10 protein-coding genes are annotated in these 17,551 nt (G+C 40.5%); 1 reads left to right on the top strand and 9 read right to left on the bottom strand.

The window, feature by feature from the left end; translation table 11 throughout:
* Nucleotides 1-43 precede the first annotated feature (43 nt).
* Nucleotides 44-2,926 carry a chondroitinase family polysaccharide lyase gene (locus AB5443_RS16105; RefSeq protein WP_277130050.1) on the top strand — a complete coding sequence of 961 codons (2,883 nt, stop codon included), beginning with the start codon at nucleotides 44-46 and terminating at the stop codon, nucleotides 2,924-2,926.
* A 15-nt stretch (nucleotides 2,927-2,941) separates the two neighbouring features.
* Here the strand turns inward: AB5443_RS16105 and AB5443_RS16100 are convergent, their stop codons facing one another.
* The 9 genes from AB5443_RS16100 to AB5443_RS16060 form a co-directional block, all read right to left on the bottom strand.
* Nucleotides 2,942-3,715 (bottom strand): radical SAM protein, encoded by a 774-nt coding sequence (locus AB5443_RS16100; protein WP_277130052.1) that lies wholly within the window; start codon nucleotides 3,713-3,715, stop codon nucleotides 2,942-2,944.
* A 135-nt stretch (nucleotides 3,716-3,850) separates the two neighbouring features.
* Entirely contained in the window at nucleotides 3,851-5,908 is a 2,058-nt protein-coding gene (locus tag AB5443_RS16095) for a DUF5117 domain-containing protein (RefSeq protein ID WP_277130054.1), read from the bottom strand.
* A 26-nt stretch (nucleotides 5,909-5,934) separates the two neighbouring features.
* Nucleotides 5,935-8,283 (bottom strand): zinc-dependent metalloprotease, encoded by a 2,349-nt coding sequence (locus AB5443_RS16090; RefSeq protein WP_277130056.1) that lies wholly within the window; start codon nucleotides 8,281-8,283, stop codon nucleotides 5,935-5,937.
* A 15-nt stretch (nucleotides 8,284-8,298) separates the two neighbouring features.
* Nucleotides 8,299-9,924 carry a PKD-like family lipoprotein gene (locus AB5443_RS16085; RefSeq protein ID WP_277130058.1) on the bottom strand — a complete coding sequence of 542 codons (1,626 nt, stop codon included), beginning with the start codon at nucleotides 9,922-9,924 and terminating at the stop codon, nucleotides 8,299-8,301.
* A gap of 18 nt (nucleotides 9,925-9,942) precedes the next feature.
* Nucleotides 9,943-10,632, bottom strand: a complete 690-nt coding sequence (locus AB5443_RS16080) for a DUF4843 domain-containing protein (protein ID WP_195662083.1) — start codon at nucleotides 10,630-10,632, stop codon at nucleotides 9,943-9,945.
* A gap of 9 nt (nucleotides 10,633-10,641) precedes the next feature.
* Nucleotides 10,642-12,165 carry a RagB/SusD family nutrient uptake outer membrane protein gene (locus AB5443_RS16075; protein WP_277130062.1) on the bottom strand — a complete coding sequence of 508 codons (1,524 nt, stop codon included), beginning with the start codon at nucleotides 12,163-12,165 and terminating at the stop codon, nucleotides 10,642-10,644.
* 16 nt (nucleotides 12,166-12,181) lie between these two features.
* Nucleotides 12,182-15,532 (bottom strand): SusC/RagA family TonB-linked outer membrane protein, encoded by a 3,351-nt coding sequence (locus AB5443_RS16070; protein ID WP_195662085.1) that lies wholly within the window; start codon nucleotides 15,530-15,532, stop codon nucleotides 12,182-12,184.
* Nucleotides 15,533-15,664: 132 nt separating this feature from the next.
* Nucleotides 15,665-16,840 (bottom strand): FecR family protein, encoded by a 1,176-nt coding sequence (locus AB5443_RS16065; RefSeq protein ID WP_277130065.1) that lies wholly within the window; start codon nucleotides 16,838-16,840, stop codon nucleotides 15,665-15,667.
* Nucleotides 16,841-16,879: 39 nt separating this feature from the next.
* Nucleotides 16,880-17,383: a sigma-70 family RNA polymerase sigma factor gene (locus AB5443_RS16060; protein WP_009001328.1), complete on the bottom strand. Its 504-nt coding sequence runs from the start codon at nucleotides 17,381-17,383 to the stop codon at nucleotides 16,880-16,882.
* Between the last annotated feature and the right edge of the window lie 168 nt (nucleotides 17,384-17,551).

Raw genomic sequence — 17,551 nt, 5'->3', positions numbered from 1 at the left:
CTCTTTCTCCCCTCGATACTCTCATACATCCATATAAAGAAATATGACACAAAAGATTTTTCAACTACTATTTACCATACTCTTTCTTAGCTCACCCGCTTTTGCGCAATTCACAGGTTTCGAGGAAGAAATCCCCCGGAACTTCAAGAGTTCCGATACACACGAGTTAGCTTTATCTTCATCATACTATAAAGAAGGATGCAAGAGCCTGGAGTGGAAATTCTCTCCCAACAGTACATTGAACGTTCCATCCGAATCAGCCTTTACCCTGGAGAATGACAACGGAATTACTTTATGGATATACAACGAAAAGCCTCAGCAAGATTCTCTGCGCTTTGAATTCTATTCTCCCACCGGACATGTTTCTTATCACTTCGGATTCCGGCTGTATGCTGCCGGATGGCGTGCCTGCTGGATAAGTTTCAAGCACATGCAGGGAGACAAACAGGATAAAGAAATTGCCGGTTACCGTATCGTTGCCCCCAACCGTGCCGGACGAGTCTTTATAGACCGACTGACCTTCCCGGTGAAAAAAATTAATGACCGTACCACCCCCGATTTACAGATGCCCACGAATAACTCACTCACCTATCGGGATTTGTGGCATTGGTGCCGTGTTTGGCAATGGGAACAATACCAATACGACCTGCCCTTGAGCAAATCACTAACTACTGACGAAAAACAAGAACTGGCTACTGTAGAAGCACGACTGACTGCAACGCTCGACATCCATGAAGCGCCTAAAAAAGGGATATTAAAAGCCTACAGCACATTCCAGACAGCCAATATCCGTCCCTCCGGTAACGGCTTCATCGGTGCTCCCGTCGTAGCACCCGACGAATTGAACCGCCAAAAAGGCGAACTTTCCTGGAACGATTTGGAAGATATGCTCTCCGGCTTTGCCTACGATGCCTACTACAACCACTCCACCCAATCGGCAAAGAACTACTTCCTCGTCTGGGATTATGCCATCAACCAAGGTTTCGCTTTCGGCAGCGGCATGGGCACTAACCACCACTATGGTTATCAGGTACGAAAAATATATACCACGGCATGGCTGATACGCGATGCCATCCGGAAAGCTCCCAACCGAGATAACATTCTCTCAACACTCATCTTCTGGTCGGCATTGCAGGAAACAAGAATCCCTTTCCAATACGGGCGGGACGAATTGCTGGACAGCTGGCACACCCTGCTGATGGCGAAAACCGTATCTGCACTCATGTTTGTGGACGAAAGAGAAAGAGCACGCGCCCTTACCGGACTCTCCAGATGGTTGAGCGGTTCCCTGCAGTACAGTCCGGGTACCATTGGCGGTATCAAGGTAGACGGAACAACTTTCCACCACGGTGGATTCTATCCCGCCTACACTACCGGAGTACTTGCCATGGTAGGGCAGTTCATCGCACTCACTGACCATACCCGGTATGTGCCTACCGTGGAAGCACGCCAAGTGCTAAAATCCGCATTCATATCTATGCGCAACTATTGCAACGCCTATGAATGGGGTATCGGCATCAGCGGAAGACACCCTTTCGGAGGTTCCATGAAGGAGAATGATGTTGCCGCCTTTGCCTATCTTGCCCTTGCCGGAGATTTATCGGGAGAAGGTAACACCTTCGACCACCACTTGGCTGCAGACTATCTGCGGCTTTGCAACAAGAATACTTCTGAAGCCTCTTATTTCAAGAAAGAAGGAATTGCCCCCGCAAAAGCACCTCAAGGCTTTTTTGTATACAATTACGGTTCGGCAGGTATCTTTCGCCGAGATGGCTGGATGGTAACCTTGAAAGGTTACACTACCGATGTATGGGGAGCTGAGATTTACAAGAAAGACAACCGCTACGGACGTTACCAAAGTTATGGTTCCGTTCAAATCATGGGATATCCTTCGCGCAAAGCCAGCGGTTTCAACGAAAATGGCTGGGATTGGAACCGGCTGCCCGGAACCACCACGATCCATTTACCGTTCGACTTGCTGGATAGCCCCCTGTCCGGTACCACCATGGCTCATTCCAAAGAAAATTTCTCCGGAAGCAGTTCACTGGAAGGCAAAAACGGCATGTTTGCCATGAAACTGATGGAACGTAACCTGAAGAACTTCACCCCCGACTTCGTTGCCCGTAAATCAGTGTTCTGTTTCGATAATCGTATGATATGTCTGGGCACGGGCATCAGTAACAACAACAATTCTTTCCCTACGGAAACGACTCTCTTTCAAAGTACTTTCCAAAAAGGAAAGAGCGATATCTATGTGGACGGCCAACAGAAAAACGCGCCTTTCCACCTAGAATTAAATGATGGTAAGCGCCATTGTATTCAAGACGGATATAACAATTACTATCTGGTGAATGGTGACAACATACAGGTACAAATCGCCCGACAAGACTCCCGTCACGAGAAAACCCGTATAGAAACACAAGGAACATTTGCTTCCGCCTACATCAATCACGGAGTAACGCCGCAAAATGCCGCATACGAATACATGGTATTGATACAACCCACCCCGGAAGAACTGAATGCCGCCCGCCGGAAAGCCCCTTACCGGATAATCCACAAAGATAATATCGCTCATGTAGTTGCCGACAAGCAGACAGGTATCACCGCATACGCAGCTTTTGAAACCTATCTTCCTCAAAAAGATGAACTATTCTTATCAATCCCTGCTGAAACGATGGTAATGCAAAAACAATCAGGTTCCAACATCTTGCTCAGTGTATGCGATCCTAACTTGAATATCTCTGAAAAAGCTTTTACCACCAAAGAGCCAAGCCGCCCCATTGAAAAGAAGTTGATTCTAAAAGGGAAATGGAGAAGCACAACACCCCATGAGAAAATAACCGTACACTCCAATCAGGCAGAAACGATTGTCACTGTAACTTGCCAGCACGGGCAGCCTGTAGAATTTACGTTAGAGAAGTTATGAATAAATAGTCACATACTAATAAGAAGCTGTTGCAGGAATACCCTCTTTTTCCAGTAAAGCTACAATACGATCCAATTCTTCATGGGTAGCTTTCTGCAAATCATGGTCGGGTGTTTCACGGTCAATCGTGTATATCATAACCTGACGGGGAGCGATTTCTTTCACCGCTGCTATCCAGGGAAGTACATATTTATCGGATGTATTATCCATATCTTTTCCCTGATAAGCTCCTTTCAGGAACATCGTCTGTACAATACAGTTTCCTTTGAATTCTTTCATCTTTTCGATAATATTCCTCACGGAATATTTTCCATTCGGACGGTCTAATTGACGAATATATTCTTCATCCACCGTATCCAGTTTCAGGATATTGTTATCTATCTTGTTCAACGCTTCGAATACGGCAGGACGGTCGATAAACGTAGAGTTGCTCAATACACTTACTTTCGCTTTGGGGAAATACTTGTCACGAAGTGCAAGCGTATCTTCTATGATTTCCGGGAAATGGGGATGCGCAGTCGGCTCACCGTTTCCGGCGAATGTCAGTACATCGGGAGCAGGACCGTTTGCCTGCATATCTTTCAGTTTCTCTTCAAGAGCCGTACGGACTTCCACACGGGTAGGGAGAAGCTTCTTCGTACGGCGCTCGGCATTGAAGCCACATTCACAGTAAATGCAGTCGAATGAACAAACTTTACCGTCATCCGGTAATAAATTGATTCCCAAAGAAACACCCAAACGGCGGGAATGGATAGGGCCGAAGATGGGTGAAGGAAAAATAATAGTCATCTTATTTTAATAATTTATTCATAAATCGTAGCAAAGATAACCCAAAAGTTACAGGTTATCTTATCTGTTCAACCATTTTTTCATCACCCGAAACAAATTAGCTTCTTTAACAATATGCAGGAAATAACAGAAATATCACTTTATTCTTCCCATAAGTAAAGTGTACATATCACGCACCTCTGCCTGGGGATGTATCGTGCCAAGCTTCTCCAATCTGTTGTACAGACTATGCAATTCGTCCTTTAAACGCTTCGTTGTACTATTATGTTTTGCATTTTCCTGTATGATATCCAACCATGCGTCCAGACATATCAACTGGATATCCATTTGTTCATAGCTTACAGCAGCCGACAGATCAAAATCATTAAACAGCCCTTTATACAAATCCCGGAAGAAATCGTCATCACTATACCCTTTTTGATTACTATGTAATGCCTGCAATCTAAGAGCCGATATTGTTTCTATACTTAGTAAGTGCTTGAACATCTTCACCAATTCCGGATATAGAATGTTATTTCTTGTTTCCAGTAGATTCTCTTTTACATACGCACATTCCATCTTTTCAGCAGGATGAAATAAATAGTTGTCCAGTTCAAGCATTGCTTGATGTTGTGCGTCTGCCGGCTGAGAACTACCTACTGTTTTTGCAATCTCCATCAGATAACTTCCATACAGGCGAATAGCCTTCCTGTATATATCAATTAGCGCCCCCCCCTTATCCTTATTTTTTCCTTTATACACAATCTTATCCAATTGATTTAGTACAATCTGCAGATTTGACATTTTTGCTGCATAATCGGATGACGGAAGAGAAAGAGTCTCATCCGGCAGGTTTTTATCTATCCATCGGCGGAGTTGCTCCCGTTCATCATAGCAATTCCTACTTCCTTTGAGAAGATTATAACCAAAACAAATAGCCCGGCAAGCATCGTCCCCTACTTTCACAGTCGTTCCGCACGAGCTTTTTGACAGATTTCCACGTAAACCTAAAAGATGCCCGATTTCCCCTGTTATTTCACTTTGCAACAACTCTTTTTCCACTTCCTTTGCATAACGGTCGGCTATGATACGCGGATCCGAAGCACCACAACTCAACAGATAGTCATCCAATTTTCCTTTTTGAAATCCATGCCCGATATTCACACGACATGACAGTATTTCTCCGGTACGAGGATGACAGGTAAAGTCGCTCTTTATCCCAGGCATCATCAAATCATAAGAAACGAAAGCACGCTGTTCGGCCGGAATAATCTTGCTGTCTGCATACTTCACTTGTAAGGCATCCCGGATACCTGCCTTGCGGAATGCAGTATTCCATACCAATATTCCTTCTTTCACAGCTTGAAAATATTCTTTCGGAAAAAGCGTATCTACATAAAAAGTAAGCGGTTTCGACATATCCCAATGAAGAATCAATGAATCTTCTACCATACAATAAGGATCCTGGGAATAATCTTTAAAAGTCAATGTCTGATAGGGTATCCTGTGATCTGCCAGGCGGATCTGATCTTTCTTTTGAGGGAGCAAACGTATTACACAAGTAACCTCCAAAGGCATGCTGCCTTCAGGCAATATAATGGCAGAACTGGAAAACATATATCTCTCCGACTCAGCCCCGTGATAACGCCTGACAGTGAATGACACTCCTTCTTCAAAAGGATGTATTTTTGTTACCTCCGACAGTTCCGGAACCAACGAACGAATAGAATTATAATTATAACTGAACCACTCACTGCCGTTCTTCAGATATTCTGTGATCCTGATAATGGCTCCTTGTTCTTTCGAATAAGCCACTACCGGATAGCTATCGCCGGCAGGTTGTATATTCGACAATGAAAATGACTGCTGATATACACTCTTTTCATCCAGAATACGTTCTGTATAAAACGGTTTTTGGAAACAAATCGTAGCTTTATCAGGAGACATGATGCGTACTACCCCCAAACCGGTAACAGGACGATTCAGTAAATCGAAGCCTCTATCTATCTGTCCTCGCACTTCAATCTCCCGCCCGATATATTCACCGGGTATTTCCAGATAAACCTCTTTCTCAGCTACATATACAGGAAATACACCCTCTATTTTTTTCATTCCGGTGACAAAGAATTCATCAAACGTCTTGACGGAATCTTGTGCCTGAAGCCATGTAGTCATACACAGCAATATAAAAATCACATATTTTCTCTTATTCATGAGTCTTTTTATTTTGCTTTTCATCCTTAAAATATAATACTATCTACAAGAAACATAGCACGCTTTCTAGCAACCGGTTCTGATACCCTATGACTATATTCAAGCCCCTCTTTCTTAATTCTATTCAAAGCTTGCCTGACAGAAACTAATAATTTCGACGAGGTTGTCTTTCCCGACCGATTCAGCATATCACAAAGTTTATTTACATAAAGTATCTGTACCTTATGCTTCGCTTCACTTACAAGACCCTTATTAGCCCATTCGACGAATAATCCTTCATGCATGCTTTCCAGAAACTCATTTACAGATAACATCCCCTCGCAAGCATCCTCCGCTTTTTCTACCTTCCGAAGAGAACGGATTATTTCCGACATAAGCTCCTCATAAAAACGATCGAATTCCTGACTGGTATCTATTTCTAATTTATTGGTAAACGTTGTATTAAACATCCATACAGGAGGCTGTAATACATAAGTCTGTATAAAGTTCATCACTTTCTTATTGTAATCAGCCTTTTCCGGTATATAAATATTCTTATTATCGGCTTTAGCAAGACGTTTTCCACCCAAATGCGACAAGACATGCTGTACCCACTGTTTATAATGATTTAATACAGCTTCATAACGCCCCTGTAATACATATAAAGACGTTTTATCCGTTACATTCCATACATCCAGATGTTCACACAAATATTTCAAATTTTCTATTCCTTGTGTATTGACAATAACATGGTCGTTACCTAAGTCTTCCGCCTGTGCCCGTACATCCATTCCACCTAAGAAATGCAATGAAGGATCTTTCTGTTTTTCCTGATTCCAACGGTTCCTGTTCTTTTCTCTTTCAGAAGCATCCTTACCCGGAAATATGCGGTAACCCCATTCAATAGCCCACTTATCATATTCGCCGACACGTATCCGTCTGTTTTCCAAATCGACCTTATCTTGAGGACGCAAAGCATAATTAAACCGTACATAGTCCATAATAGAACTACCTATACTATGTTGACTTAAAAAATCATTATCACGTAATTGATCGATGGAATAATGAGAGCTACCTAGAAAATTATGTTCCAATCCCAACGTATGACCGACTTCATGTGTCAAGACTTGTTTTATCTGTTCAAATAGCAAAGAGTCCGGCAATTCTATGTTCCATGCCTGCGGATCATTGGCTCCACATTGGGCGAAATACCATTTCTGTTCCAAATTCAACACGCTACTGAAAATACCGATATGGCAAGCTATAATCTCACCCGACCGCGATTCGCAAGGAGACGGGCCATAAGCATTATTTCGCCCTGATATCTTCCATGAAATAAACGGATAAGTACTGTCATAAATACTAAAATCCGGATCTTCTTCGGCAGTGGGTGCCAATCGTGCATCAATGGCATTCTTAAATCCGGCTTGCTCGAAAGCAGGACGCCAGTCACGTACTGCCTCAATGATGCAACCGATATACTTTTCCGGCGTATTGCGATCTATATAAAAGATAATAGGCTGTATTGGCTCCACCAATTCACCTTTTATGTATTTCTCCTTATCTTCCGGCTTTATCTCCAAACGCCACCGTTTGACAACAGCTTTCCGGACAGCGGGCTGATCGCCCTGAAAACACTCCTTGCCGATAGAGAAGTAGGCTCCGTTATTTGCAGGAACTGCTTCCAATGGATTTTTTGATAATAGCTTAATGCAAACACCCGTATCCCAATCACCGACATAAGGAGCCGAAACCGGTCTACCGGGTATTCCTATCGATGAACTTCGATAAGCCCGTGATACGTGAACCAACAAGCGATTATCATATCCCTTGATTTCCTTGATGCAATCTTTCTCTCTTAAACGCGTACCTATTGATAAATCAAAAGATACAATATCAAGATTAAACAAAGGAAAATCTTTTAATACTTCGCCAATTTCTATCAAACTACTTTCTTGAGTCTTTGCTTTGACCGGCAATCTCTCATAAAGCCTATTATTCCCACGTTGGGCAGCAATCTTCGCATATACTCCTTCAGGATCTTCTATGATCCTTTCATGTTGTGGATCTATCATCCACAATTCATCACCCTGTTTCCTGAAACTGAAGAATACCGGACCTATCATATCACCCGAATATCCGAATGTCTTTTCCATATCCCGGTCCGGACGGGCGGGAGCAGTCAGAATAGTAGTTGTTACGGCAAATTCACGCCCAATCAATGAATCCGGGATTTCCCAATATATATGCTTATCACTTCGATAAGTAGTAAACATACCGGGAATAACTTCCACTGGTGCTCCTTCTTTTAGAAAAGTAGCAATACTTGGCTGTTGCCCGTACAAAAAAGTACAGGCAACAGCAAGAAATACTGCACTGATAATTCCTTTTAGCATAAAGAGCGATTTATACTATTCATAATTATAGCTAATATCAACAATCTTCCCAATGGGTTGCTCGGGATCTTCGTAAACACAAATACTGTTTTCTTCGCGGGCCACATCACCTGCCACTGTCAGTTGCAATTCTACAACTACACCTTTATCAGCTGTATTGATGCCTAATCCGAGAGACATGCCGAGTTCTTCTTCATTTTCAGCATCTTTAAACTTCAAACATGTAATTTGCGCTGACGGATCCGCTTCATATTGATAAAGTTCGACTGCTCTTCCACGATCAAGATCAATACGATACAATTTATTACCTGAAGCCATAAATACAAGGTTTGCCGTATACGCATAAGAAGCAATAAACTTTGTTGTTTCTATATTTACTTCAGACGGTAAAGCAAGCCTATAACGGGCAGCACAAACCGGATCTTCATCACTGAACTTAAACACTGTCAATTCTTGCCCGTTCTGTGGGGCAGCAATCGCATAGGCAAAATCTCCCTGACTTCCTCCTGTGACAATATCACGCATTTCCAAAGACGGATCAATCTTATTCGGATCAAAGGCATCCAACTCGTTGGATGACATAAAATATGTTTGAACAGGTTTCTGATCGCTCCATTTAGTTCCATATCTACGTATATTTTGAGTAGCCTGATTTGACATATAAGCCATATAATTCGGAACGGATGATCTAAGAAAACAATGATTTTCTGAATCAAAAAACAGGAAGTTTTTTCCATACGAACCATAAGCAGAAATAACAGGAAGTCCACTTTCCTGTATTACTGAAAACGGCACGCAAAATCCATCCATAGGAGCGCAATATGCTTTTCCGCTATTTACAAACAGCTCACCATGAGCATTCATTTTATAATATCCGATATTCAACGGCTCACCTTTTTCTATTGGTTCAAAAAGTATCTTATCAGAAGGATATTTCGTTATTAAAGTACTTGGAGTCAACAATGCCAAATCTTGATTGGTTACTAACATCAATGCCGGACTTACTGTAAATCCAAAGAAACCCAACATTTGTTTCAAAGTTGAATTTCCGTAATCTTTTCTTGCACTCACTGCCAAAGGCTTGCCTTCTAAAGGAAAAGACAGGTTCAATTCCGACCGAAAGACATCCGGATAAACATAATATCCTTCCGGGGTCCCCTCTATCGCTCCTAATACTCCTTTTCCTTCTTTTTCCTGCAATACAAACCAACAAGGATTTAAAGGGCGAATAATTGCAATTTCACCTGTCTGATACCAAGTGGTTCCATTTCTTTTATCTAAAACAACCAACATCAAACCTATATTATTAGATTCATTGGGCTCAACAGTTATCGTGCATTCTTTTCCTACAGAATAATCCGTATAATCAGCCAACCGGTCCGATCCCAACGTAGCATTCGGATTGAGACGTTTCCACTGAAATTCAAGATTTTCTTCATTCTGTTCTAATGTCTGGGAAATCTGCGGCATAATAGAAACTTCCACCGCTTTTTCCTTAGGCATACGCAACTTGGTTTCAGGTATTACAATTTCCATCATATTCACATCATGATAATCGTAATCTCCCTTGTCATCGTAACAGCCTGTTTGCAATAAAGCCGCTCCGATAAAATTTACTATATAGATGATATATTTCCTCATAACGTTTTTCCTTTAATCTTATTCATAAACAATTTCGTCACCGTCTTCACCTAAAATAGGAGGATTTCCTGCTTCTATATATTCTTTGTAAGCTTGTTTAACTTTGTCATAATCCTCATCTTTCAGTTCCTCATACACACACTCACATACATCCATAATGAACATATATTTCTTATCACTATAGCTGCCATATCTATATCCGCTCCAATCACTCCAATCATTCGGTTTCAACTCCCATCTGACATTTAAAGCTATTTGATTCTTTTCCACCAGCCCTTTATCAAACTGATGAAGAGGATTACTCAAATCAAACTCCAGAAAACAGCCATAAACATTTCTACCTGCCTCTACTTTCGGACGATTAATTTTATAATAAAACACTTGACAAACAGTGTCCAATTCGGTATATGTATACTTATTTTCCAGTATAACATCTACCGAATTCTGATAATCATGATTCGAAGTAATTTTCACACAGAAATCACGATTCTCTTTCAAAAGATCCCCTTGTATCCTTACCATAAAACTGTCAATAGCATAAGGGTCTTCTTTCTTCACATAATCCGTATCAACCAAAGTACGGATATGCATACTTCCATAAAAATTGACACGAGGTGTCTGGTCATATAATTCTATCTCGTTTTCGCTGCATCCCATATAGACGCCGCAAACAAGAATAGCTAAAACAAAATATATAATACGTTTCATAATGCTTCATCATTTAGAGTTGTTTCCAAAAATATACTCATCATCCGGCAACGTCATCTGATAATGGGCTTCAGTCATCGTTTCAATCCCACAACCATGATAGGTGCTATAATTATGCGCTTTCAGGAAGTAGAAAAGCTGACCTTCCGCGAAATATTCTTTTCTATATTCTTTCATTATCTCATTGATACGTTTAGTCTGATTTTTGTCTTCTTCCGAGGTATTATCAAGATCATCATATCCGATAGACGATATCTCATCACTATAAGAAATACCACGTGCAAAACGTACGGTATTCAATGCATCAGCACTTTCTGATGCAGAAATTGCACATTCCGCTACGATATAATACATTTCTGGCAAACGTATCAATGGAACAGCATTAGCACCAGAATAGACATATCCACCATTCAAAGGTTTCTGATTATATTTTCTACAGAAGACATCTGTTTTACTTGCTCCATTAACAACTTCAAACATTTCTGTATTTCTTCTCCAGTCGGTATTTCCTGCGTCGGCTGTTTCATAGAAGAATTTGAATTTATCTCCATCCAGATAGAAACGTTGCTGAGTATTGGTATTCTCCATATCCATATAGTTGCCAATAAGCAAGTTGGAGAATTCATTCACTGTTATTCCAAATATTTGCTCTGCATAGCGTATGGAGTTGTAATTAGAAGCAGTCTGCGACTTGTACAATGTAAAATACTTAGAGGCGGCAATTACTTGTTTAGCATACTCCGTGGCCAATCCTTTGCTTTCCGCATCACCTTTGTAACAATATACACGGGCCAGCATAGCTTTAACCGCATATAGATTCATACGAAATTCACGATTGACAAGAAAATGATTTTTCTCTGTAAAATCTTCATCCGTCCGGTCGGTAAAGAAATCAAGAGGATCGTTCTCTTTCAGTAATTTTTCTGCGTCATTCAAATCTTTGAGAATAGCGTCTACCACTTCGCTGGCTGGTAAAACAGGAGTAGCATCTTTATCAAAAGTAGTACGGTAGGGTATAGCTTTGGATGCAGGATGTTCCTTATAAACAGGACCGAACATACGCAACAAATCAAAATGAAGAAAAGCGCGAAGCCCAAGTGCTTCTCCCTTCATGGTTTCATAATAGCGTTCGGTAACTAGGACATCTTTATTTTTGTCTACATACTCCAGGAAGTTATTAATATTGGCTATGATATTATACATCGTTGAGTAAATCCCATTCTTCTTACTCAAAAACATGTTCTCATAATCAAATACAATACTCTGGTCGAAAACGGCATTTGTATTATATCCCGGATAATCAGAATATAATCCTGCCAGTTCATCCAAATAAGCATAAGTCAAGTCTCCGGCATACAATGTCTGGGTTCCCAACTTCAAATAAATACCTGTAAGCGCATCCTTAAATCCGGATTCCGACTCAAATTGCTTGTCGGTAGGAATAGAAGTCTTCGGAGATACATCCAACCAGTCGCTGCAAGACATAAGTCCCAGCATGGTTGTTGCTAATAGTATATATATTATCTGTTTCATACAAATATGTTTTTAATTAGAAAGCAACATTCAAAGCAAAAGTAAACTGACGGGAATAGGGATAGTACAGACCTCTTTCGCGTTTCACTGTAGACCAATAGAAAAAGTCTTCCATATTAAACGTCACTTTGGCGGAGCTCAATCCCCAATGGCTGATAAATTTTGTATTAGTACGATCCATGCGATAGTAGACAGACAACGAACTTCCCTGGAATATATTTTCATCCATGATAAACCGAGAAGTAGCTTTCGTTTCCCAACCACTGGGGGTAAGAGTACGGAATTGTGCCTTGTCACCCGGTTTAGCCCAACGCAACTGACTTACCCGCCGATCTACATTATATTTCAGATTGGCATTTTCCACCTTGTCAAGCAAAGTCTGATTATATACCTGACCGCCAAACTGGTATCTGAAACTGACATCTGCTCCCCAACCTTTATATGTAAAGGAAGAATTAATATATCCTTGCCATGTAGGTTCCGTATTACCGATAGGTACTACATCATTCGCACTCCAGTTAACGGCGCTTGTCATTTCTCCGTTACGCTTTAATAATATTTCATCTCCGGAAGCCGGATCAATGCCTAATGAGCGTACTACCCAAATGCGAGAAAGAGATTCACCTTCTTCATAACGTGGCAATGGTGTATCTTTCAGATTTGACGCATTCATGTCATTCCTGTGTTTCATTGCTTCCGATATCTCCAGCAATTTGTCTGTATTGCGAGAGCCATTCACCGTAATGGTCCAATAAGCCTGCTTGGCAGTATTCTTATAAGGAATAGCCGAAAGAGAGATTTCCCAACCTTTATTCTCTATCTTTCCCAGGTTTTCAGGATAACTACCGAAGCCAAGAGAAGGAGCAAGGCTTATCGAAGTAACCATATTATTTGTTATTTTCCGGTAATACTCCACACGGGCGGTAAGACGCTGGTCTAAGAAACCGAGTTCCAAAGCAAGGTTAGTGCTTTTCGTTGTCTGCCATTTTAAACTCTCATTATGCATAGCCAGGATTTCCGAACCTGTTGCATCCGATGAGTAATAAGGAAGCAGCAAATTAGAGTATGTATAATAACCATGCGCCTGATAAGGATCAAAACCTTGCGAACCGGTCGTACCGTATGTACCCCTCAAAATGAAATCGGAAATAAAAGATACATCTTTCATAAAGTTCTCTTTTTTCAAATCCCAGCGCAATCCTGTTGACCAAAAAGGAGCCCAACGGTTATTTTTTCCAAACTGTGAAGAACCGTCCAAGCGTATATTAAAGTCGAACGAATACTTATATTTATAAGAATAACCTCCGGCAGCCACCCAACCGATAGAGCGTGTTGTCCTCTCATCGCCCGTCACTTTCTCGTTATATTTCTTACCAAACAACAAGTTATCCATATTATCATTCGGGAAACCGGTCACATAGTTTCCATAAGTCTCCGAATTATTCTCCAATACACTCATGCGTGCATTAGCAGTCAGATAATGGTCTTTCAATTGCTTGTTCCAGCTTCCTGTCAAATCGATTCCCCAGCTGACAGCTTCACTCTGGCTTCTGCGGTAATCACCTCTTAAGGTAGGATCGGTCACATTATCAAAAAGCGTATGTTGTGCAGGACGGAAAATATCACGATGTCCTACACTTTTAGACAAATTGAAAGCTCCTTCAAAACGTAATTCATTAGTAGGATTATATTCTACCCTGAAAAGTTCACGTACTGTGAAGTTCTTACTCTGATCTTTGCTGTTGAATGTCGTATTGTACATCGGATTCAGATAACTCGATTCACCGCCTACTCCTTCAAAATTATCAAGCCGTTTCTGTATCTCCCCGTTCTCTCCATACGGACGCAAATAAGGATTCAAGCGGGTATATTCACTGAAACTTCCCCACGGAGACTCATTAGCCACCGAATTATCCAACGTAATGCTATTCTTTAACAACACCTTTTTCAGACGATACTGAAAATCAAGCGATCCGGTCAATACATCACGCTTACTGTCTTTCATCACACCCGGAGAACTATTGTATCCGACATACATCCGATAACGCAAGGCTTCATCACCACCTTCCAATGTAACGGTATGCCGTTGTTGGAAAGCTGTTTGCAAAGGTTTGTCCAACCAGTATGTATTTACTCCCGCCAATACTTCACGCAATTTGGACTGATAGAGCTGCCATTTTTCAACAGTCTCGCCACCGTATGTATAAAGTCCGCTTTTTAACTCTGCATCTATCTTCTCTCTTGCATTCATCAAGTTATATCCGGTCATATCCGGAGCTTCAATACGAAGTTCCCCACCATAAGTCACCCAAATCCGTCCTGGTTTGGGCGTCTTGCTTTCGATAACAATTACTCCATTTGCCGCACGTGAACCGTAGATAGCCGTAGCTGCCGCATCTTTCAACAAAACGATAGAAGCAACACGATCGGGATCCATATCGGCAAGTGTCTGTATACTGATTTCAAATCCGTCCATGATAAGCAATGGTTGGTTGGCATACGTCTCATACTCGCCCTGAACTGCCAGCACATCATTACTGGTAGAATTAAAATCTACAGATTGTGTGCCCATATCCATATTTGCACTACCACGCATACGCATATCAGGCAAACCATTCGGATTAGATCCCATATTGATATTATCCACAATACGAAGTCCGGGAGCGACAGCGGCTATCGCTTTAGCCACATTGTTTGTACTATATTTCTTCAGATCCTCACCTTTGATAGTAACAGCCGAACCGGTAAATCCTTCTTTCTTTCTGTTAAACATACCTGTCACCACTACTTCATCCAGCGCCCTTGTATCAGATTTCATCACTACCGACATATAAGATGAAGGATGCAAAAACTGGGTTTCCAAACCTACATACGATATTCTGACACGGCTATCTTTCGGAACATCAGAAAGCTGAAAATTACCATTATTGTCTGTGATAGTACGGTTATTACTAGGATCTTCCACTATAATAGTGGCGCCAATAACCGGAAGCCCGTCTTCTTCAGAAAGCACTTTTCCTTTTACTTGTGAGAAAAACTTTTTAGAATCCTTTTGTGTGATATTGATGAATTGTCCGTCAATGTGATATTTCAACGGATTTTTTCCGATAATCACCTTCAACGCTTCATCAACTGTAGCTTTTTCTACTTTTCCGGTAGAAGTATAAGAGCTAATTTCATCATAGATAAAAAGAACTTTATACCCCGATACTTTTTCAAAACGTTTAAAAATAGAGGGTAAACCTTCATTTTTAAACTCCATTGTTATTTGCTTTTCTTTACCTGTCTGTGCTTCTACACGCCATGAATAGGCAAAAAGGAAAAGCAAGAATAAAACAATGAACTTCTGTGCCTGATTTCTTTTCATAAGCCTGAATAGTTAAATAATATTTCATTCTTTTAATTGTATACGAAGTTTAAAAAAGAATGGTTACCCTTAAAAGAGTTTTTTTTCAGAAATATATTTTTCTATTCAGATTTATGTCTTTTTGCTTGTTTTTTACTCAATAATTAGTTTTCCTGTTTCAAAATAGGCATGAACTCTCTCCATTCGATTCAATAATTCAATCAAGTGATAGATGTCCTGATGACGATTTGCAAAGAAATGCATACGAAGATCCATGATTTTGCTATTACGGAACTCAATATCTATATTATACCAACGTCCTATTTCTTTCATCATGTCAACCAGAGCAACATCGTCAAAATAGAAAAATCCTTCCTTCCAATACAAAAATGATTCAATATCCACCTCATTCACGGCAAATGTTCCGTCAGAAGAAAGTTGTGCGCTTTGTCCCGGCACCATTTCAACACTATGGACTCCACAAGTATCGCTCACAGCCACTTTTCCTGTAATGAGCGTAACACGAACATCAGTAGGAGAGTAGCTACGTACATTAAATTCCGTTCCCAATACACGAATCTGCAGATTTCCACTTTTCACGATAAAAGGATGTGCTGCATCTTTAGCAACTTTAAAATAGGCTTCACCTTCCAAAGAGACGACTCGTTCTTTTCCTTTGAAAACCGTAGGATAAGCCAAACGACTGTCTGAATTCAAAAATACTTCAGTCCCCTCGGATAAAACAACTTTAAATGTCTCTCCTCTAGGAATACTTAATCTATGTATCTGTACTTTCTGTTTCCCTACTTCCTTGGTTTCTGTCTGAAGGAGAGCACGACTATAATCTATTTCCTTAGAAGACAACTGCGCAGTAGAGTAAGACGAAAGAGATTCTACCACTTCTTTCAATGGCTTTATTTCTTTCTCATCATTCACTTGTAAAGTGACTTCCCGGGCAATATGATTGGCTTGAAACACTTTAATGATTTCCGGTTGTGAGGAAATCATCATTGCACGCAAAACTAAAATGATGGCAACAGCCGCCGCTACACCTGTGACACTGGCCCACAGTATGCGTGTATTTTTTCTTCGATCATTCTTAGAATGTTTATTACGAAAATCTGCCAGTTCTTTCCGGACATCAATTGCCAGTAAATTTTGCTCTTTCTGCATCTCTATCACAACCTCCGTCAAATCAGAACATGCTTGCAAACATTCCTCATCTTCTTCCAAATTATGCAATTGACCAGCAGTTATATGCGAACGATTCTCCATAATTTCCAGGAGTTCTTCTTCCGACTTACTTATATTTATATTCTTTTCATCCATAAATAATGTATTCAATCTATATATATTTACGTTTTAAAGTCAATTCCGGTTACCCTTTTGGCCTAATTCTTCGCGAAGAATACGTAAAGCCTTTACTATATTCTTATGAATAGCCGCGACACTTACATTTAATTCTTCAGCCACTTCTTTATATTTCTTATTATGAATATAGCATGCTTCCAAAATATGATAATTATAAGGAGTCAACTTCTTCATAGCTTCACGAATACGCAAAACACGAGAATCAGAATTTTGCGAATCGCCTTCTATCATTTTATCAGTCAATTGCGCAGTAAACTCTACATATTCTTCATGAATATTTTGCTTGCGAAGGTAATCTATGCAACGTGTACGGATGATTGTATAAAGATAAGTTTTCGCCGTTGCTTCTTCTATCTTTTCATAATTACGCCACAAATACTCAAAAGCATCACTTACGATATCCCTGCATACTTCAGCATCATTTATGAAATAGTATGCAAAATATACAAACTGTGCATACCATTCATTAAACATTTTGTCAAAAGTAGCCCTGTCATCCATTTAATATCGTATTCTTCTGTTATTTCTGGCAGACAAATATACATTAAAACTTAATACGTAGTTGCATTTGTACATCTGCTTTTTTATTTCCGGTGGGTTCTATCAATTCCATTTTTTATTTCTTGCATAAGGCAGCAGAACCCTTTAACTGTCTTGAGCAAGATAATC

The organism is Bacteroides sp. RTP21281st1_H5_RTP21281_210402 (assembly GCF_040918965.1).
Taxonomy (GTDB): Bacteria; Bacteroidota; Bacteroidia; order Bacteroidales; family Bacteroidaceae; genus Bacteroides; species Bacteroides congonensis.
This window is presented reverse-complemented; position numbering and strand designations above follow the sequence as displayed.